This is a genomic window from Leifsonella bigeumensis (assembly GCF_039537265.1).
Classification (GTDB): Bacteria; Actinomycetota; Actinomycetes; order Actinomycetales; family Microbacteriaceae; genus Terrimesophilobacter; species Terrimesophilobacter bigeumensis.
This window is the reverse complement of record NZ_BAABAE010000002.1, coordinates 329,263-347,297: the sequence shown is the minus strand read 5'-3', so window position 1 is coordinate 347,297 and position 18,035 is coordinate 329,263. Positions and strand designations below refer to the sequence as shown.

Sequence of the window (18,035 nt, the reverse complement as noted above, 5' to 3'; positions counted from 1 at the left end):
CTAGGCATGCCAGCCTGAGCATCCATTGGGCGCAACTAGGATTGTGCCCATCATGGCTAAGTCAGGCGGCAGCGCGTCTTCACCGCGCCTCGGCGTCGTCACGGTCAGCTACGGCTCCGAGTCGGTGCTGCCGGCCTTCCTCGAGTCTGTGGCCGATTCGACCGCCGGGGGTGGCAGCGTTCCCGTCGTCGTCGTCGACAACCTTCCAGGCGAGGGCGACGCCCACGCACTTGCCGACGCCGCCGGCGCTCAGTACCTGCCCATGGCATCCAACCTCGGCTACGGCGCGGCAGCCAACGCCGCCATCGCCGCGCTCCCCGCGGACGTCGACTGGGTGCTCATCAGCAACCCGGATGTCGTGCTCGGCTCCTGCGTCCTCGACCTGCTGCGCGAGGCCGGCGACGAGGATGCCGCGATCGCGAGCGTCGGCCCCGCCGTCTACAACGCAGACGGCACCCTCTACCCCTCGGCGCGTGCCGTGCCGTCACTGCGCACCGGTGTCGGCCACGCCATGTTCGCGAACCTGTGGCCGGGTAACCCGTGGAGCAAGCGCTATCGCAACGATGCGGAAGCCCCGACCGGCCGGCGCGATGCGGGCTGGCTCTCCGGATCCTGCCTGCTCGTTCGACGAAGTGCCTTCGACGAGCTCGGCGGCTTCGACCCCGGCTACTTCATGTACTTCGAGGACGTCGACCTCGGCTACCGCTTCGGGCGGCACGGATACCGCAACCTGTACGAACCGTCCGCCCGCGTGACGCATACCGGTGCCCATTCGACGAACTCAGACTCGGCGAAGATGATCGCCGTGCACCACACGAGCGCCAGGCGCTTCCTCGCGCGCAAGTACTCCGGGCCGCTCCTGTGGCCGGTGCGGATCGCGCTCACAGCCGGGCTCACCATCCGCTCCGCTATCATCGGGCGACGCATTCGCAGACAGGAGAGCCAATCGTGAAGATTCTCGTCACCGGAGGCGCCGGCTTCATCGGCTCCAACTTCGTAAGGCGCGCAATCGAGGATGCCCTGCCCGGCCTTGGGGATTCCGAGGTCGTCGTGCTCGATGCCCTCACCTACTCCGGCAACGTCGCGAACCTCGCGCCCGTCGAGGGCTCGCCCAGGTACTCCTTCGTGCACGGCGACATCCGGGACTCCGCTCTGCTCGACCGGGTGTTGCCGGGGATCGACGCGATCGTGCACTTCGCCGCCGAGTCGCACGTCGACCGCTCGGTGCGGGATGCGTCGATCTTCGTCGAGACGAACGTGCTCGGCACGCAGCGGCTGCTCGACGCGGCGTTGCGCGCGGGCGTCGAACGGTTCGTCCACGTGTCGACGGATGAGGTGTACGGCTCGATCGCGGAAGGTTCGTGGGATGAGACACGGCCCCTCGAACCCAACTCGCCGTACTCCGCGTCGAAGGCCGGAAGCGACCTGCTCGCCCGCAGCTACCACCGCACGCACGGACTCAATGTGTCGATCACGCGCTGCTCCAACAACTACGGCCCCTACCACTTCCCCGAGAAGGTCATCCCGCTCTTCGTCACCAACCTCATCGACGACAAACACGTGCCGCTCTACGGCGACGGAGGCAACATCCGGGACTGGCTGCACGTCGACGACCACTGCCGCGGCATCGCGCTCGTGCTCGCCGGTGGGCGTGCGGGCGAGGTCTACAACATCGGCGGCGGAACCGAGCTCACCAACAAGGAGCTCACCGGTCTGCTGCTGGAGGCGACCGGTCACGACTGGTCCTACGTCGACCAAGTCGAGGACCGCAAGGGCCACGACCTGCGGTACTCGGTCGACATCGCGAAGATCTCGGGCGAGCTCGGCTACGCGCCGCAGGTACCATTCGAGCAAGGGCTCGCGGATGTCGTCCAGTGGTACCGCGACAACCGTTCCTGGTGGGAGCCGCTCAAACACCGGGCTGCTCTGTAGGCCGACGGCCGGGATCTCGACAGGCTCGATCCGAGAGGAGAGCCGATCTCCCACTTCTCCGGTCGAGCCCGCCGAGGCCCAGGCTACAGTCAGCTACACACTGCTACACTGGCGCTATGTCCCTCGTTCCCGTGCGCGAGTTGCGCAACAACACCGCCGCCGTCATCGAACGTGCGCGGCTGGGCGAAGACCTCACGATCACCGTCAACGGCGTCGCGGCCGCGAAGCTCGTGGCAGTCTCCCCTGGGACGCGCGAGTTCCTGACGACCACCGACCTCATCGCTATGCAGCCGAAACCCGGAGCCGTCGTCCCCGAATTCTGGGACCACGAGTTCGAGGGCGATACGACCGACGATCTCGGACCGATCGAATAATGGCCACGCGCGGGCTTCTCGACACGAGCGTCGTGATCGCCGTGGAGACCGGGCGACCCGTCGACTATGGCGCCATGCCGCTCCAGCAGTTCATCTGCTCGATCTCCCTGGCAGAACTCCACCTGGGCGTCCACACTGCGTCGAACGCGGAGTCGAGGTCGGCCAGGATGGGCACCCTCGAGGCGATCGCGGGAATCCGGTCCCTGTCCGTCAACGCCGCCGCGGCCGCGCACTGGGGCCGCCTGCGGTACCGACTGCGCGAGGCCGGTCGGCGCATGAACGTCAACGACCTGTGGATCGCCTCCGTGGCCCTCGCCCACGACATGCCGGTCATCACCCAGGATCAGGACTTCACCATCCTGAGTGACCTCGACGGCCCTGCCGTCGTGATGGTCTAGGAGCTTCTGATGACCTATCTCGTGACCGGCGCGAACGGCATGCTCGCGACCGACCTCCGCCAGGTGCTGGCCGACCGGCCGGTGACGGCGCTCGGCCGCAGCGACCTCGACGTCACCGATCCGGATGCCGTGGAGGCCGCCGTCGCCGGTCACACCGTCGTCATCAACTGCGCCGCCTACACCCGGGTCGACGACGCGGAAACCGACGAGGAGACCGCCTTCGCCGTCAATGCGGTGGGAGCCGGCAACCTGGCCCGTGCTGCTGCCGCGCACGGCGCGAATCTCGTGCAGCTCTCGACCGACTACGTGTTCGACGGGACGGCGACGACTCCCTACGCCGAGGATGCACCGCGGCATCCGGTGTCGGCCTACGGCCGCACGAAAGCGGAGGGCGAGCGGCTCGCCCTGGAGTTCAACCCCTCCGGGACCTTCGTCGTGCGCACGGCCTGGCTCTACGGCGCGCATGGCCCGAACTTCGCGAAGACCATGATCCGGCTGGCGGGGCAGAATGAGACGGTGAGTGTCGTCGAAGACCAGCTCGGCCAACCGACCTGGACCATGGACGTTGCGCGGCAGATCGTCCTCATGCTCGACCATGGCCTGGCGCCCGGCATCTACCACGCGACGAGCAGCGGCCAGGCGAGCTGGTACGAGTTCGCACAGCAGATCTTCAGCGTCGCGGGGCTCGACCCTGCCAGGGTCAGGCCGACCTCGAGTTCCCAGTACGTGCGGCCGGCACCCCGGCCTGCATACTCGGTTCTCGGGCACGCACGCTGGCAGCCGTCGGGGCTCGCCCCCATCCGCGATTGGAGATCGGCACTCGCCGACGCGGCAGAACACAGAATCCTGGAGCACGCATGACGACACTGAGCGTGATCGTCGATCCCATGGTCGCCCCGCTGTCGGGCGGGATCGGGCGCTACACCGAAGAACTCACGCGCGAACTCATCCGCGTCGCCCCTGCGGGCTGCGAGGTTGCAGGGTTCGTCTCAGCGACCACCAGCGACGAAGACGCGAGACTTCGGATGCTTCTCCCCGGCGTCGGCGATATCCACAGGAGCAGACTGCCGCGCAGTGCCCTGGGTCTCACCTGGCGAATGGGCTTCGGCGGGATCAGGGGCAAGGGCATGGTGCACTCGACGAGCCTCCTCGCCCCGCTCAGCAGACATGACCGGCTCAACTACGAGGCCGACCAGGTGGTCGTGACGATCCACGATGTCGTGCCGTGGACGCATCCGGAGACCCTCAGCCGCCAGCACGTCGGTTGGCAGAAGGCCATGACGAGACGAGCCCACCGATTCGCGGATGCCGTGGTGGTTCCGAGCCACGCGGTCGCCTCCCAACTCGGTGAGCTCTTCGACTTCGGGGATCGTATCCGGGTGATCGGAGGAGCCGTGAGCTCCAAACTGCAGGTCCCCGTCGACGCGGATGCCCGGGCCGCACGACTCGACCTGCCGGAACGGTACCTGCTGAGCGTGGGCACGCTCGAGCCGCGCAAGGGGCTCACGGCGCTCATCCGCTCGCTCGCCGAACCGGATGCCGTGGACCTTCCCCTGCTCATCGTCGGCCCAGAGGGCTGGGGCGGCGTTGATGTCGCCGCGATCGCCGCCGAGGCCGGGCTCGCGGAAGACCGCGTGCGTACGCTCGGGTTCCTCGCCGACGCCGACCTCGCCGTCGCACTCGACCGCGCATCCGTCTTCGTGTTTCCGAGCATCGCCGCCGGGTTCGGACTCCCCGTCGTCGAGGCGTTCCACTTCGGGACCCCGGTCGTGCACTCCGACGAACCGGCCGTACTCGAGGTCGCGGCGGATGCCGGCATCGCCGTCGAGCGGGAGGATGCCGACGGCTACCCTGCCCGCCTTGCCGTCGCCATCGCCTCCGTCGTGAGCGACCCTGCACTCGCCGAGCGCCTCCACTACACGGGCCTGGACCGCGCGGGCGCGTTCAGCTGGCGCGACTCCGCCCAGAAGGTCTGGCAGCTTCACGCCGACCTCTGATCAAGCGCTCCACTCCTCCACAATCGAATTACGACGGCCTCACTCACAGAACCGTGCCGATCGCCATCGTTGAACCTGTTCGGCCCAGTAGCCTTCGAACCATCGACACGGCACACTGGGAGGGTGATCACCTTGAATGAGCCCCAGATCTGGACGATCATCGGCGTCTTCGCCGCCACGCTCTTGGGTACGATGACCCTGCTCAGCACGGTACTCATGCGATCTATCAGCGGACAGATCACGAGCCTGCGCAATGAGATGATGACCGGCTTCACCGGTTTTGCCAGCCTACGCGCGGAGATGAACGCGCGCTTCGAGACCGTGAATGTGCGACTCGACAACCTCGACCGCGACGTGCAGGCACTCAGCGAACGCGTCTTCAGAAACGACGCACCGTAGCCGGCTCACGAGTCGGCGTCGGCCTCAGGGCTCCGGCGTCGGAGTGCTCGCTGCGAAAGCGGCGGCGATCGCCGCGGAGATCTTCTCGAAGTCGGGGAACAACGGGTCGAACTCGTCGGGCACGAGCTCGAGACGGGTGAGTGGAAGCTTCCGCGACTTCGTGGCGAGGTCGGCGAAGAGCCCGAGCATGACCGAGGGGATGTCGGTCTTGACGACCTGGGTTCCCGCAGCGGCGACCGCCTGGAACTTCACGAGGATGTTCGCCGGTGTGAACTGGCGCAGGATCGCCTCCTGCACGTCACGCTGCCGAGACATCCGCGCGTAATCGGTGCTCTCGTAGCGCGAGCGCGCGTACCACTGCGCCGTGAACCCGTCGAGGTGCTGCTCGCCTGCCTCAACCCAGGCGAAGGGCTTGGATCCGGGGATCGCGGCGGCGAGCGGGGTGCGCTGCGGGACATCGAGGGTGATGCCGCCGAGCGCGTCGATGAGGTCGGAGAAGCCCTGCATGTCGATGAGGACGTAGTACTGCAGGGTGAGCCCTAGCACGCCCTCGACCGCGTCGCGCATCGCCTCGATGCCGGGGTTGCTCCCCTGCTCCTCGGCATCCGGGTACAGCTCGGGATGCTCCTCGCCGTAGGTGTAGAGGTAGCTGATGAGGCAGTCGTCGCCGCAGTCGTAGCCGTCCGGGAACGGACCGTACAGGGGCGAACCCTCGGAGAAGCGGGCGAGCTCGAGGTTGCGTGGAACCCCGATCATCACGGTCGCACCGGTCGTGGCGTCGACGCTCGCGACGGAGATGCTGTCCGGCCGCAAGCCGGTGCGGTCGGGTCCGGCATCGCCCCCGAGCAGCAGGATGTTGTAACGGCCGTCGATGGGAGGCGCATACTCCCCGCTGTCGAAGATCGCCGAGATGGCCGAGCGCGCGGAGCCGGCCACGACGGCACCATATCCGGCGATCCCCGCGCCGGCGACGAGTCCGACGATGGAAAGCCCCGCGATGAACCCCCGCGCGGCGGGCCAGGTCTTCACGAGCCGAACCATGCGGAGGGTGTCGAGGGTGAGCACGACCCAGAGCACGGCGTAGGCCGCGAAGAGGACCTGGGCGACCGTCAGTGCGATCGTGTTCGAGATCAGGGTGTACGGCACGACCGGCCACAACCACAGCAGAAGGAGCGCGACGACCACGATCCCCCACAGCACGAAGGTCGCCACGACGCCGAACCGGCCGAGCCGGCGACTCCCGGCGAGCAGCTGTGCCGAACCCGGGATGAGGAAGTTGAGGGCGACCAGCCACCAGGCCCGCTTCGTCATCGTGGCCGGCGAGGAGGCGTCCGGATACCGGACCGGGCTGGTGGCGCTCACAGCTTCGACTTGAGTGCCGCGTTCTTCGCCGCGACCGAGTCCTCGAGGCCCTTCGCGAAGTCGGCGAGCTTCGCCGCGAGCGCCGGGTCGGATGCCGCCAGCATCCGGATCGCGAGGAGGCCGGCGTTGCGCGCTCCGCCGATGGAGACGGTCGCGACGGGAACCCCGGCCGGCATCTGCACGATGGAGAGCAGGGAGTCGAGCCCGTCAAGCTTCGCGAGCGGGACCGGAACGCCGATCACCGGGAGCGTCGTGACCGACGCGAGCATGCCGGGCAGGTGGGCTGCCCCTCCGGCACCGGCGATGATGCTGCGCAGGCCCCGGCCGGCAGCCGCCTTGCCCCAGGCGATCATCCGTTCCGGGGTGCGGTGTGCGGAGAGCACCTCGACCTCGCTGGGTACGCCGAACTCGGCGAGCACTGCGGCCGCCTCGCTCATGACCGACCAGTCGGAGTCCGAGCCCATGACGACGGCGACGATCGGTTCCGGCATGGGGTCCATGCTAGATCAGTCGCTGAACTGCGCTGCGGCGGCGCGCGCGTCGTAGGTCACGGTATCCAGGTCGTCGCCGATGACCGTGACGTGCCCGATCTTGCGGCCCGGCCGCGGCTCCTTGCCGTAGTTGTGCACCTTCGCCATCGGGTAGTCCTCGAAGACGCCCGCATAGCGGTCGGCCATGGTGCCGGACGCCGGCCCGCCGAGCACGTTGACCATGACCGCCCACGGGGCGACGATGCCGGTAGGGCCGAGCGGCAGATCGAGCACGGCGCGCAGGTGCTGCTCGAACTGGCTCGTCGTCGAGCCCTCGATGCTCCAGTGGCCGGAGTTGTGCGGGCGCATCGCGAGCTCGTTGACGAGGATGCGCTCGTCGGTCGTTTCGAAGAGCTCGACCGCGAGCACTCCCGTGACTCCGAGGCCTTCGGCGATCGTCGTGGCCACCTCTGCGGCGACATCGGAGAGCCGGCCGGCGGGGTTCGGCGCGGGGGCGATGACCTCGGCGCACACGCCATCGCGCTGGATGCTCTCCACGACCGGCCAGGCGACGACCTGACCGGAGGGCCTGCGCGCGACGGACTGCGCGAGTTCACGGCGGAAGTCGACGAGCTCCTCGGCGAGCAGTGCACCGCCGTTCGCGTCCTCGGCGAGCGCGGCGAACCAGTCGTCGGCCTCATGGGCGGCACGCACGACGCGCACTCCTTTTCCGTCGTAGCCCCCACGAGCCGTCTTGACGACCGCTGCCCCGCCGTGCTCGTCGAGGAACGCGCCGAGCCCGGCGGCATCCTCGACCGCAGCCCACTCGGGCGTCGGCAGGCCGAGTTCGGTGAGCTTCGCACGCATGAGGAGCTTGTCCTGGGCGTAGAGCAGGGCATCCGGTCCCGGATGCACGGCGACCCCCGTGTCGACGAGCGCGCGGAGCACCTCCTGCGGCACGTGCTCGTGGTCGAAGGTCACCACGTCCACCTCCGAGCAGAAACGAAGGACTTCGTCGACGTTCCGGTAGTCGCCGACACTCTTCGCGGCCAACTCGGCCGCCATTCCCTCGTTCTCGGCCAGCACACGCAGGTCGATGCCGAGGTCGATCGCTGCCGGAATCATCATCCTCGCGAGCTGACCCCCACCGATGACGCCTACCCTCATGCGCATGCTCCGTCCCGCGGTTCCCAGCTTCGACAACGCCCCGTGCGGTTAGAATTCGTACCGCCCAGTGTCCATCTTCGCGTATCTTCCGTACGCCGACCGGAGGTTCGCGTGAAAGCGCTCGTCACGCAGCTGTTGCGATTCGCCGCAGTCGGCGGGGTCGGGCTCGTCGTGGACGTCGCCGTGTTCAACGCCCTGCGCGTCACGATCCTCTCCCCGGAGAATCTGTATGAGGGGCCGGTCCTCGCCAAGGTCATCTCGACCTCGATCGCGATCGTCGTCAACTGGCTCGGCAACCGCTACTGGACCTTCGGCCCGCACCGCAGGCCGCAGGCGGTCCGCGAAGGGCTCGAGTTCGCGCTCGTGAGCATCGGCGGGATGCTCATCGGCCTCGCCTGCCTCTGGGTCTCCCACTATGTGCTCGGCTACACCTCGCTCCTCGCCGACAACATCTCCTCGAACGTCATAGGCCTCGCACTCGGCACGGCGTTCCGCTTCTGGCTCTACCGCACCTGGGTGTTCCGGCCACCTACCGCGACTCCGGATGTCGTGCCGACGATGGCAGCCCCCGTACCGCTCTCGACCACCGAACCGCATCCGACGGCCGCCACTCCGACCGCTCCCGTCCCGCCCGGGCCGATCCCGACCGTTCCCGCGATCGACTGAGTCCTACCGGTCGCCCCAGACGATGGTCTCGTCGGGCGCACTCGACTCCGCCGCCTGGCGGCGTGCAGCGATGGGGTTGATGCTGCGCTCCATGAGGTCGTGCAGCGCACCCTGCACGAGATCGGCGTTCGGAACATCCCTGAGCACGACCGGATGGTCGAGGCCGGTGTTGATCCGGACGTCGCCGCTGCCGAACATGCTCTGCAGCGCGTTCTTGCGCACCGTGATGTCGTAGCCGCGGCTGTGCAGCAGCTCCTGCCTCACCCTCACGAAGAAGCCATGCTGCAGCACGATCCGCCTGGTCGTGATGGTGTACCTCCGGCCGAGCCAGCTGACCAGTGGCAGGAACCAGAGCAGGATGACGATGAGCACGGCGACGACGAGCACGGCGTTGTTCTGCCAGCCTTCGGGAAAGTGCCCGTAGAAGTAGAAGGCGCCGCCTATCGCGCCGATGAGGACGATCGACGGCCAGAACAGCGCCCGCCCATGAGACCGCAGACCGGCCACGAGGTGTTCGGCTTCCTGCGCCGCCCCTGGCCGCCCCGGATTCGACATGACTCATTCATACCGCAGATGCGTCACGTCGCCGGCGGCGACAGTCACCATGCGCCCATCCGTTGCCGTCCTGATACGCAACCGGCCGCCGCCGTCGAGCTCGACCGCCGTCCCGACCTGCGATGTTCCGTCCGGCAGAGAGACTCGAACCTGCGAGCCGAGCGTGCTGCAGGCCGCGCTCACGGCGTTCCGGATGCCGCTGGCGCGCGCATCCGCCTTCGATCCGACGAACGCGCCCCACGCCGCCCGCAGTTCGCCGAGGTAGCCGGCGAGCGCGGCATCCGCGAGCTCCTCCGCAGCCATCGTCACCCCGCAGAGGACGAGGGATGTGGCGGTCGGCACCGGGAGGGCATCCGCCGGTGTCGTGAGGTTGAGCCCTGCGCCGACGATGACATCCCTGCCGTTCGGCAGCAGCTCGCTGAGCAGTCCGGAGACCTTGAGACCGTCGATGAGCACGTCGTTCGGCCACTTGAGGGCGATCTCGTGGCCGGTGACCAGCCCGCGGACTGCACGCGTCATGGCGAGCCCGGCGATGAGCGGAATCCAGCCGTACTGCTCGCGGTCGACGGGCGAACCGTCCACCTGCGCCGGGCGCAGCAGCACCGAGACGGCGAGCGCCTGCCCCGGCGGGGTGACCCAGCTCCGATCGAGCCGGCCGCGGCCCGCGGTCTGGTTCGTGGTCACCACGGCGGTGAACTCCGCGAGTTCGGCATCCGTCGCGCGCGCCGCGAGTTCGTCGTTCGTCGACGCCGCCTGCTCGAGCACGACGAGACTCGTACCGAGTGAGCGCGCGCGGGGAAAGTCCATGACCCAAGGCTACGACCGGCCGTGCGCGGGTCGTAGACGACCGGAGGCGAAACCCGCTAGCCTGTGACCCAACGGACCGCTCCACGAGTCAGGGGCGGCCACCCGCGACACAACGGTGCCAGAGAAACGGAGTCGGATTGCCTGGATAGGTCGACGCCCCCTGGGGCCGCTCCCGTGAGATTTCCGAGAAGCGCCCCGAGTGTGCGGCCGAGACCCATTACCCCCACCAGGCCGATTCATCCGGCCCCACTCCTGGTGGAGTTGAGCAACCCGTCCAACCTCAGCGGCGGTGCTCTCCCACCGTCACCGACAAGGAAAACCGCATGAAGCAAGCGATCATCATGGACGTCGACACCGGCATCGATGACTCTCTCGCCCTCCTCTACCTGCTCGCGAGCCCAGAGGCGGACATCCTCGCGATCACCTGCACCTCGGGCAACGTTCCCGCGAAGCAGGTGGCGACCAACAACCTCGCCTGGCTCGAACTGTGCGGAGCGCCCGAGATCGAGGTCGCCCTCGGTTCCGAGGTGCCCATCGTCGCCCCGCTCATGACGACGGAGGAGACCCACGGCCCGCAGGGAATCGGCTACGCCGAGCTGCCGGCGCCGACGAGGACCCTCTCGACCAGGCACGCCACCGAGGTCTGGGTCGAACTCGCCCGAAGCCGTCCGGGCGAGATCATCGGCCTCGTCACCGGCCCGCTCACCAACCTGGCCCTCGCACTGCGCATCGAGCCTGAGCTGCCGCGCCTCCTCAAGCGGCTCGTCGTCATGGGTGGCGCCTTCGACCACCCGGGCAACACCCTGCCGACCACCGAGTGGAACATCGCCGTCGACCCCGAGTCGGCGAAGATGGTCTTCGACGCCTTCTCCGGGCTCCCGGCGGATCGCAGGCCACTCATCTGCGCGCTCGACGTCACGGAGCAGATCGAGATGAAACCGGAGCACATCGCTGAGATCGGCCGCAGGGCAGGGAGCGTGCCCGACGAGATCATCGCCGAGGCGGATGTCGACGGCACGCTCTCCAGGGCTTCCAATGGGGTCGTGCGTTACCTCACCGACGCCGTGCGCTTCTACATGGAGTTCCACATCGCCCACAACCAGGGTTTCCTCGCGCACATGCACGATCCGTTCGCCGCGGCCATCGCCCTGCATCCGGAGCTCGGGACGACCCGCCCGGCCACCGTCGACGTGGAACTGGCCGGAACGCTCACGCGGGGCCAGACCGTCGCCGACTGGGCCGGGCTGTGGGGGCGCGAGCCCAACGCCGACATCGTCGTCGCCGTCGACCCGCCCAAATTCTTCGACCACCTCGTCGAAAGGGTCGGCGACTTCGCCCGTCGAGTCGGCTGACCGGTTCCACCCCAACTGAATAATCGCAACCCCACTGCACGATCCGTCAACGAAGGAGAAAGTCATGAGTAGTACCGCAACAACTCCGGCTGATTCGAAGAAGACCAGGAACCGCATCCTGATCGCGGTCGGCACGATCATCATCGTCGCCACCTACCTCTACCTGGTGATCGGCCAGCCGACCGACATCGCCGAGAGCTCGTTCAGCCAGTCCGGCCTCATCGCGATCGCCGGCTACGTCATCGGCGCGATCCTGCTCGCGATGGGCGCCATCCACCGCCTGCCCACCGCGACGGTGGCCATGGTCCCGGTGGCGATCGCCCTCAACATCGTTGTCGGGCAACTCGTCTCGGTCATCGGCCTGCCGGTGTACCTCGACTCGATCGGCACGGTGCTCGTCTCCGCGCTGGCCGGGCCGGCGGCCGGTGTCGTCACCGGTATCCTCACGAACGTGATCTGGGGTCTGACCCTCAGCCCGATCGCCCTGCCGTACGCGGTCGTCCAGGTCATCATCGGTGTCATGGCCGGCTACGCCGCGAGGCTCGGGATGTTCCGCCTGTTCTACCTCGCTCCGATCGCCGGCGCGATCACAGGCCTCGTCGCTGCAGTCGTCTCGGCGCCCATCTCCGCGTTCGTCTTCGGTGGCGCGACGGGTGGTGGTACCGGCGCGATAGTCGGAGCCTTCCAGGCCATGGGCCAATCCCTGCTCGGGGCGACAACCTTGCAGGGGCTGCTCTCCGACCCGCTCGACAAGGCGATCACGTTCACGATCGTCGTGCTCATCCTCGCGGCGCTGCCGAGCCGGTTCCGCCAGCGGTTCCCGTTCGTGCGCCAGTACAACGTGTTCGGCCGCAAGGCGCCGGTGCTGCAGGATGCCCCCGCCGCCCGGGCCTCAGCCGCCCCGGCTGCGCCCGACACGGCGAGCAACACCAACGAGAGCTAGGACAGCATGTCGACGACGCTCTTCGACAACCGGAAGTCGGTCATCCACCGACTGAACCCGGTGACGAAACTCATCGCGCTCCTTGCGATCATCGTCACCGTGTTCGCCATCCCGCTCTGGTGGGTGGCCGGTTTGATCATCGTCGTCGTCATCGTGCCTGCCGCCGTGATCTCACGATCCGGCGGCAGGCTCCTCAGCCTCAGCCTCAAGATCCTGCTGCCGATCATCCTCGTCCTGTTCATCGTCCAGGGACTCACCTTCCCCGGCGGGAAGACGATCATCTGGCAGTGGGGAATCGTGGACGTCACCTCCGAGGGTCTGCTGTTCGCTCTCGGGATCGGCTCGCGCATCATCGTGCTCGTGCTCGCGTCGATCCTGCTCGTTCTCACGACGCACCCGGGCGACCTCATGAGCGCACTCAGCGAGCGGGGGATGTCCCCCAAGTTCGCCTACATCATCGCCTCGACCCTGCAGCTCATCCCGGCGTTCCGGGACCGGGCCGACAGCATCCTGCTCGCCCAGCAGGCGCGCGGACTCAGTCTCAAGGGGAGCCCGTTCCGCCGGGTGAAGGTCATGCTGCCCCTGCTCAGCCCCCTCGTGCTCGGGATGTTCACCGACGTCGAGGAGCGCTCGACCGCCATGGAGGCCCGTGCCTTCGGGTCGACCGCCCGGCGCTCCTCCCTCGTACCGGTACCGGACTCGATGGCCCAGCGCGTGGCGCGCTGGGCCATGGTCGTCATCGCCCTGGGCGCCATCGCCACCCCGATTGTGATGGGACTCCTGTGATCTCGCTCTCCGATGTCTCCTACGCCTACCCGGATACCGACCATTACGTGCTCTCCCACGTCGACCTCGGCATCGAGGCGGGCACCGTCACCGGGATCGTCGGCGCATCCGGCGCCGGCAAGACGACCCTCGCGAAACTCATCTCGGGCTTCATCCCCCACGTCGACGGCGGTGAGCTGAGCGGCACGGTCGTCGTCGACGGCGTCACGATGGCGGAGGTCACGCTCGCGGAGGCCGTCTCGCACGTCGGTCTCGTCATCCAGAGCCCGTTCAACCAGATCTCCGGCGCCAAGTTCACGGTGCGCGAGGAACTCGCGTTCGGGCTCGAGAACCTCGGCGTCCCGAGGGATGAGATGGCCGAGCGCGTCACGGAGGTCGCCGGCCTGCTCGGGATCACCGGCCTTCTCGACCGTTCCCCCTACGCGCTCTCCGGCGGCCAGCAGCAGCTCGTCGCGATCGCCTCGATGATCATCATGCGCACCCCCGTACTCGTCATGGACGAACCCACCTCCCAGCTCGACCCGGGAGGAACGCGCATGGTCTTCGACGTCATGTCCAGCCTGCGCGACGCCGGGGTCACCCTCGTGATCTTCGAGCACAAGCTCGAACTGCTGCGCGAGCACGCCGACATCGTGCACGTGCTGGCCGACCGCCAGCTCATCGCCTCCGGGCCGTCCCGCACCATGCTCGCCGACCCGCGTCTCGAGGACTGGGGAATCGGCTCGACCCGCTTCACCGACGCCTCCTCCATCGCACGTGACCGCGGTCTCCTCGGCAAGGATGTCGAGCTGCCCGTCTCGCTCGACGACGCCATCCCGCTCTACCGCGACTTCCGCTCGGCGAAGGGGAACTGACATGGACGTTCGCTTCACCGAAGTCGGCTACACCTACGCGAGCGGCGTGGAGGCTGTGAAGGGGGTCACCCTCGAGATTCCGAGTGGTCAGCGTCTCGCGATCGTCGGCCAGAACGGCGCCGGCAAGACCACGCTCGTCCGCCACCTCAACGGCATCTTCCAGCCGACGACCGGCACCGTCGAGATCGGCGACTGGGTGACGAAGGGCCACACGATCGCCGAGCTGTCGGCGCGGGTCGGCTACGTCTTCCAGAACCCCGACGAACAGCTCTTCGCACGGCGGGTCATCGACGATGTGGCGTTCGGGCCGAAGAACCTGGGCTTCGACCAGGAGCGGGCGGATGCCGCCGTCGCGGCCGCGCTCGAGGCGACCGGGCTATCCGGGGAGGCGGAGACGCATCCACATCACCTGTCCCTCTCGGAGCGCAAACGGGTCGCCCTCGCGGCCGTGCTCGCCATGGAGACCCCCGTCGTCGTGCTCGACGAGCCGACGACCGGACAGGATGAGCGCGGGGTGCGGATGATCGCCGCGATCGTCGCGCAGCTCCACTCCGAGGGGCGCACCGTCATCGCGATCACCCACGACATGGACTTCTGCGCCGAGAACTTCGAACGGGTCGTCGCGATGGCCCAGGGTGAGGTCCAGGCCGACGACACCCCCTCTGTCGTCTTCGCCCTGCCCGACGTGCTCGAGAAATCGAGGGTCGAGGCGCCGCAGCTGGCCCGCCTCGCCGACGCTCTCGGTTGGGCCGAGCGCCCGCTCACCATCGGGTCATTCGTGGACGCGCTCCCCGCGCATCGCGCATGACGACGGATCGCTGATGGCCGGCGCCATCCTCGCGCTGCTCGCGAGCGCGTTCCTCGGGGTGTCCGACTTCCTCGGCGGCGTGATCTCCCGCCGAGTCGCGCTCGTCACCGTCCTGCTGCTCTCGCAGGTCGTAGCCACCCTCGCGATCCTGCCGAGGATGTTGTGGGAGTCCCCCCTCGACAACGCCGGACCCGCGCTCTTCTGGGGGATCGTCGGCGGGGTCGCCACGGCGGTCGCCGTCTCGAGCCTCTTCAAGGCCCTTGCGATCGGGACCATGGGGGTCGTCGCCCCCATCACCTCGCTGAGCGTTCTCGTTCCCGTCATCGTCGGGCTGCTGGGCGGTGATCAGCTCAGCTGGCTCCTCGGGATCGGACTCGTCGTCGCGATCGTCGGGACGGTGCTCGCAAGCGGGCCCGAGGTGCGCACCCGCACAGTGGGTCACGGGCCGAAGCCCATCATCCTCGCGATCGTCGCCGCCATCGGCTTCGGTGTCGCGAATCTCTCCGTCGCCCTCGGCAGTGCGTTCAACGTCACGACGACGCTCGTGTCGAACAGCCTCACCGTCCTGGTCGTCTACGTGGTCGCCGCCCTGCTGCTCCGCCAGGTGCCGAAAGCGGGCGGCAGCGCTCTCGTGGGTATCGTGGCCATCGGCCTTCTCGGCTTCGCAGCGAACCTGTGCTTCGCCGTGGCGAGCACCATCGCACCCCTCACGGTCGTCGCTGTGCTCGCCTCGCTCTACCCGGTCATCACGGTGCTGCTCGGCTGGCGCATCCTCGGCGAGCACCTGCAGCGCATTCAGGTGCTCGGGGTCATCGCCGTCTTCCTCGGCGTCGCCGCGATCGCCGCCTCCACCGCCGGGTAAGCCCTCGCGGGAGTGGGGTGACGGTAAAGTGACAGGCGTGACCGACGAGACGACCGATCCGGACCAGTACACGACCGCGGGCAAGCTCGCCGACCTCAAACGCCGCTACCACGAGGCCGTGACGGCCAGCGGCGAGGCCGCCATCGAGAAGCAGCACAAGCGTGGCAAGAAGACCGCGCGTGAGCGCATCGAGCAACTGCTCGACCACGGCACCTTCGTGGAGCTCGACGAGTTCGTCCGCCACCGCACCCACGCCTTCGGCATGGAGAAGTCGCGCCCCTACGGCGACTCGGTCGTCACCGGCACCGGCACCATCCACGGTCGCCAGGTCGCCGTCTACGCCCAGGACTTCACGATCTTCGGCGGGAGCCTCGGCGAGGTCGCCGGCGAGAAGATCATCAAGGTCATGGAACTCGCCATGAAGACCGGCGTCCCCATCATCGGGATGCTCGACTCAGGAGGTGCTCGCATCCAGGAGGGCGTCGTCGCGCTCGGCAAGTACGGCGAGATCTTCCGGCTCAACACGATGGCATCCGGAGTGATCCCGCAGATCTCGATCATCATGGGGCCCGCGGCCGGCGGCGCCGTCTACTCGCCCGCGCTCACCGACTTCGTCATCATGGTCGACAAGACGAGTCAGATGTTCGTCACAGGGCCCGACGTCATCAAGACCGTCACGGGCGAGGACGTCGGCATGGAGGAGCTCGGCGGTGCGCTCACCCACAACACGGTGTCGGGCGTGGCGCATTACCTCGCGAGCGACGAGGATGATGCGCTCGACTACGCGCGCACCCTCCTCAGCTTCCTCCCCGACAACAACCTCGCGGACCTGCCGATCTACGAGAACGAGGTCGAGCTCGAGATCACCGACGACGATCGCCGGCTCAACACCCTCATCCCGGACTCCCCCAACCAGCCCTACGACGTCAAGACCGTCATCGAGCACATCGTGGACGGCGGCGACTTCCTGGAGACCCAGCCGCTCTTCGCCCCCAACATCGTCGTCGGCTTCGGCCGCGTCGAGGGCCGCTCGGTCGGCATCATCGCCAACCAGCCGAACGCGATGGCGGGAACCCTCAACATCGAGGCCGGTGAGAAGGCCAGCCGCTTCGTGCGGTTCTGCGACGCGTTCTCGATCCCCATCCTCACCCTCGTGGATGTGCCGGGCTACCTGCCCGGCACCGACCAGGAGTGGACCGGTGTCATCCGCCGGGGCGCGAAACTGCTCTACGCGTACGCGGAGGCGACGGTGCCGCTGGTCACGGTCATCACCCGCAAGGCCTACGGCGGCGCCTACATCGTCATGGGCTCCAAGCAGCTCGGCGCCGACCTCAACTACGCCTGGCCGACTGCGGAGATCGCGGTCATGGGCGGGCAGGGCGCCGTCAACATCCTGTATCGCGGCGAGATCAAGGCCGCCGAAGAGGCGGGCGAGGATGTCGCCGCCGTGCGCACGAAGCTCGCCAACGAGTACACCTACAACGTCGCGAGCCCGTTCCTCGCCGCCGAGCGCGGCGAGCTGGACGGCGTCATCGAACCGGCGGCGACGCGCGTGGCGGTCGTCAAGGCGCTGCGGGCGCTGCGGACCAAGCGGGCGAGCATGCCTCCCAAGAAACACGGGAACATCCCGCTGTGATCGAAGCAGGGGACATCAAGGTCGTCTCCGGCAACCCCACTCCGGAGGAGCTCGCCGCAGTCGTCGCGGTGCTCGAGGGGATGACGCAGGAACTCGAGGGCACGCGAGCCCGCGCCGCGGCGCGCGCGGCGAGCGCCTGGCGACTCAGTCAGCGTCCGATTCGTACCCCGATCGTGTCGGGAGTGAGTCGGTGGCGCGGTTTCCCGTGATGAGCCCCGGATTGGGGGTATGGGCGGAAGCCTGTCGAAGCGTCCCAGAAGCTGGTACGAATTTCGCACCCTAATCGGCCAATAACGCAGGTTTTGGTCGCCACGGCCGGATCACGCGCTCAATATCGAGCGGATGTACCCCGTTCAGGCCGCTGAGAGTTGATCGGAATGCCGATATACCAGTGCCTTTCGGGGTATGACCGAAGAAAAATGTCCCCCGATGGTCCCCCAAAATGACGACTTTGGGTTATCGTATGAACACCCCACAATAGATAGTGCTAGGTGTTCCTCTCTTGAGAGTTACACCACCAATCATTAGCCGACTAGGGTAAGCGGGTTAATGACTTGGGGGCGAGTCAGGGCGATATTCGGGTTATCGCCCTGACTCGAATCTTAAGGAAGGGCCGGAGGAATCTCCTCCGGCCCTTCACTTTTGTCACCCGATTTGACTTGCGAGG

Annotated in this window: 21 protein-coding genes; 16 read left to right on the top strand and 5 right to left on the bottom strand. The window is 67.7% G+C overall.

Going from position 1 to position 18,035, the window contains the following annotated elements; genetic code table 11:
- Positions 1-52: 52 nt before the first annotated feature.
- From ABD678_RS04670 to ABD678_RS04640, 7 genes are all read left to right on the top strand, one after another.
- A complete protein-coding gene (locus ABD678_RS04670; protein WP_344754194.1) occupies positions 53-952 on the top strand; it encodes a glycosyltransferase family 2 protein in 900 nt (299 codons plus the stop codon).
- Complete coding sequence (rfbB, locus tag ABD678_RS04665) at positions 949-1,932, top strand: dTDP-glucose 4,6-dehydratase (protein WP_344754193.1); 984 nt, start codon at positions 949-951, stop codon at positions 1,930-1,932. Before ABD678_RS04670 ends, rfbB begins: the two co-directional genes overlap by 4 nt.
- 116 nt (positions 1,933-2,048) lie before the next feature.
- On the top strand, positions 2,049-2,306 hold the full coding sequence (locus tag ABD678_RS04660) for a type II toxin-antitoxin system Phd/YefM family antitoxin (RefSeq protein ID WP_344754192.1): 258 nt from the start codon (positions 2,049-2,051) through the stop codon (positions 2,304-2,306).
- Entirely contained in the window at positions 2,306-2,704 is a 399-nt protein-coding gene (locus ABD678_RS04655; protein ID WP_344754190.1) for a type II toxin-antitoxin system VapC family toxin, read from the top strand. The genes ABD678_RS04660 and ABD678_RS04655 overlap by 1 nt, the downstream gene beginning before the upstream one ends.
- A gap of 9 nt (positions 2,705-2,713) precedes the next feature.
- Positions 2,714-3,565 carry a dTDP-4-dehydrorhamnose reductase gene (gene rfbD, locus ABD678_RS04650; RefSeq protein WP_344754188.1) on the top strand — a complete coding sequence of 284 codons (852 nt, stop codon included), beginning with the start codon at positions 2,714-2,716 and terminating at the stop codon, positions 3,563-3,565.
- Positions 3,562-4,701, top strand: a complete 1,140-nt coding sequence (locus ABD678_RS04645) for a glycosyltransferase family 4 protein (protein WP_344754186.1) — start codon at positions 3,562-3,564, stop codon at positions 4,699-4,701. Before rfbD ends, ABD678_RS04645 begins: the two co-directional genes overlap by 4 nt.
- 123 nt (positions 4,702-4,824) lie before the next feature.
- Entirely contained in the window at positions 4,825-5,100 is a 276-nt protein-coding gene (locus tag ABD678_RS04640) for a hypothetical protein (protein WP_344754184.1), read from the top strand.
- Positions 5,101-5,124: 24 nt separating this feature from the next.
- Here ABD678_RS04640 and ABD678_RS04635 read toward each other — a convergent pair whose 3' ends face one another.
- From ABD678_RS04635 to ABD678_RS04625, 3 genes are read right to left on the bottom strand one after another with little or no spacing between them, the layout of a single operon-like run.
- Positions 5,125-6,462: an LCP family protein gene (locus ABD678_RS04635; protein WP_344754182.1), complete on the bottom strand. Its 1,338-nt coding sequence runs from the start codon at positions 6,460-6,462 to the stop codon at positions 5,125-5,127.
- Positions 6,459-6,962: a 5-(carboxyamino)imidazole ribonucleotide mutase gene (purE, locus tag ABD678_RS04630; RefSeq protein ID WP_344754180.1), complete on the bottom strand. Its 504-nt coding sequence runs from the start codon at positions 6,960-6,962 to the stop codon at positions 6,459-6,461. Before purE ends, ABD678_RS04635 begins: the two co-directional genes overlap by 4 nt.
- 6 nt (positions 6,963-6,968) lie before the next feature.
- Positions 6,969-8,105: a 5-(carboxyamino)imidazole ribonucleotide synthase gene (locus ABD678_RS04625; RefSeq protein WP_344754178.1), complete on the bottom strand. Its 1,137-nt coding sequence runs from the start codon at positions 8,103-8,105 to the stop codon at positions 6,969-6,971.
- 105 nt (positions 8,106-8,210) lie between these two features.
- Here ABD678_RS04625 and ABD678_RS04620 point away from each other — a divergent pair, with 105 nt between their 5' ends.
- Positions 8,211-8,765: a GtrA family protein gene (locus ABD678_RS04620; protein WP_344754176.1), complete on the top strand. Its 555-nt coding sequence runs from the start codon at positions 8,211-8,213 to the stop codon at positions 8,763-8,765.
- Positions 8,766-8,768: 3 nt separating this feature from the next.
- Here ABD678_RS04620 and ABD678_RS04615 read toward each other — a convergent pair whose 3' ends face one another.
- Entirely contained in the window at positions 8,769-9,320 is a 552-nt protein-coding gene (locus tag ABD678_RS04615; RefSeq protein ID WP_344754174.1) for a PH domain-containing protein, read from the bottom strand.
- Between the two features lie 3 nt (positions 9,321-9,323).
- Complete coding sequence (locus ABD678_RS04610; protein WP_344754172.1) at positions 9,324-10,127, bottom strand: biotin--[acetyl-CoA-carboxylase] ligase; 804 nt, start codon at positions 10,125-10,127, stop codon at positions 9,324-9,326.
- Between the two features lie 323 nt (positions 10,128-10,450).
- On the opposite strand from ABD678_RS04610, the gene ABD678_RS04605 reads away from it, so the two are divergent.
- From ABD678_RS04605 to ABD678_RS04570, 8 genes are all read left to right on the top strand, one after another.
- Entirely contained in the window at positions 10,451-11,479 is a 1,029-nt protein-coding gene (locus ABD678_RS04605; protein WP_344754170.1) for a nucleoside hydrolase, read from the top strand.
- Positions 11,480-11,543: 64 nt separating this feature from the next.
- A complete protein-coding gene (locus ABD678_RS04600) occupies positions 11,544-12,422 on the top strand; it encodes an ECF transporter S component (protein ID WP_344754168.1) in 879 nt (292 codons plus the stop codon).
- 6 nt (positions 12,423-12,428) lie between these two features.
- Positions 12,429-13,208, top strand: coding sequence for an energy-coupling factor transporter transmembrane component T family protein (locus ABD678_RS04595; protein ID WP_344754166.1), 780 nt, complete (start codon positions 12,429-12,431; stop codon positions 13,206-13,208).
- Positions 13,205-14,062 (top strand): energy-coupling factor ABC transporter ATP-binding protein, encoded by an 858-nt coding sequence (locus ABD678_RS04590; protein ID WP_344754164.1) that lies wholly within the window; start codon positions 13,205-13,207, stop codon positions 14,060-14,062. The genes ABD678_RS04595 and ABD678_RS04590 overlap by 4 nt, the downstream gene beginning before the upstream one ends.
- Position 14,063: 1 nt before the next feature.
- On the top strand, positions 14,064-14,870 hold the full coding sequence (locus tag ABD678_RS04585) for an energy-coupling factor ABC transporter ATP-binding protein (RefSeq protein WP_344754162.1): 807 nt from the start codon (positions 14,064-14,066) through the stop codon (positions 14,868-14,870).
- A 13-nt stretch (positions 14,871-14,883) separates the two neighbouring features.
- Positions 14,884-15,732 carry a DMT family transporter gene (locus tag ABD678_RS04580; RefSeq protein WP_344754160.1) on the top strand — a complete coding sequence of 283 codons (849 nt, stop codon included), beginning with the start codon at positions 14,884-14,886 and terminating at the stop codon, positions 15,730-15,732.
- 37 nt (positions 15,733-15,769) lie between these two features.
- Positions 15,770-17,368 carry an acyl-CoA carboxylase subunit beta gene (locus ABD678_RS04575; protein WP_425561945.1) on the top strand — a complete coding sequence of 533 codons (1,599 nt, stop codon included), beginning with the start codon at positions 15,770-15,772 and terminating at the stop codon, positions 17,366-17,368.
- The gene (locus tag ABD678_RS04570) at positions 17,365-17,577 is read left to right on the top strand and encodes an acyl-CoA carboxylase subunit epsilon (protein ID WP_344754156.1); all 213 of its coding nucleotides are present in this window, start codon (positions 17,365-17,367) and stop codon (positions 17,575-17,577) included. The genes ABD678_RS04575 and ABD678_RS04570 overlap by 4 nt, the downstream gene beginning before the upstream one ends.
- Positions 17,578-18,035: the final 458 nt, after the last annotated feature.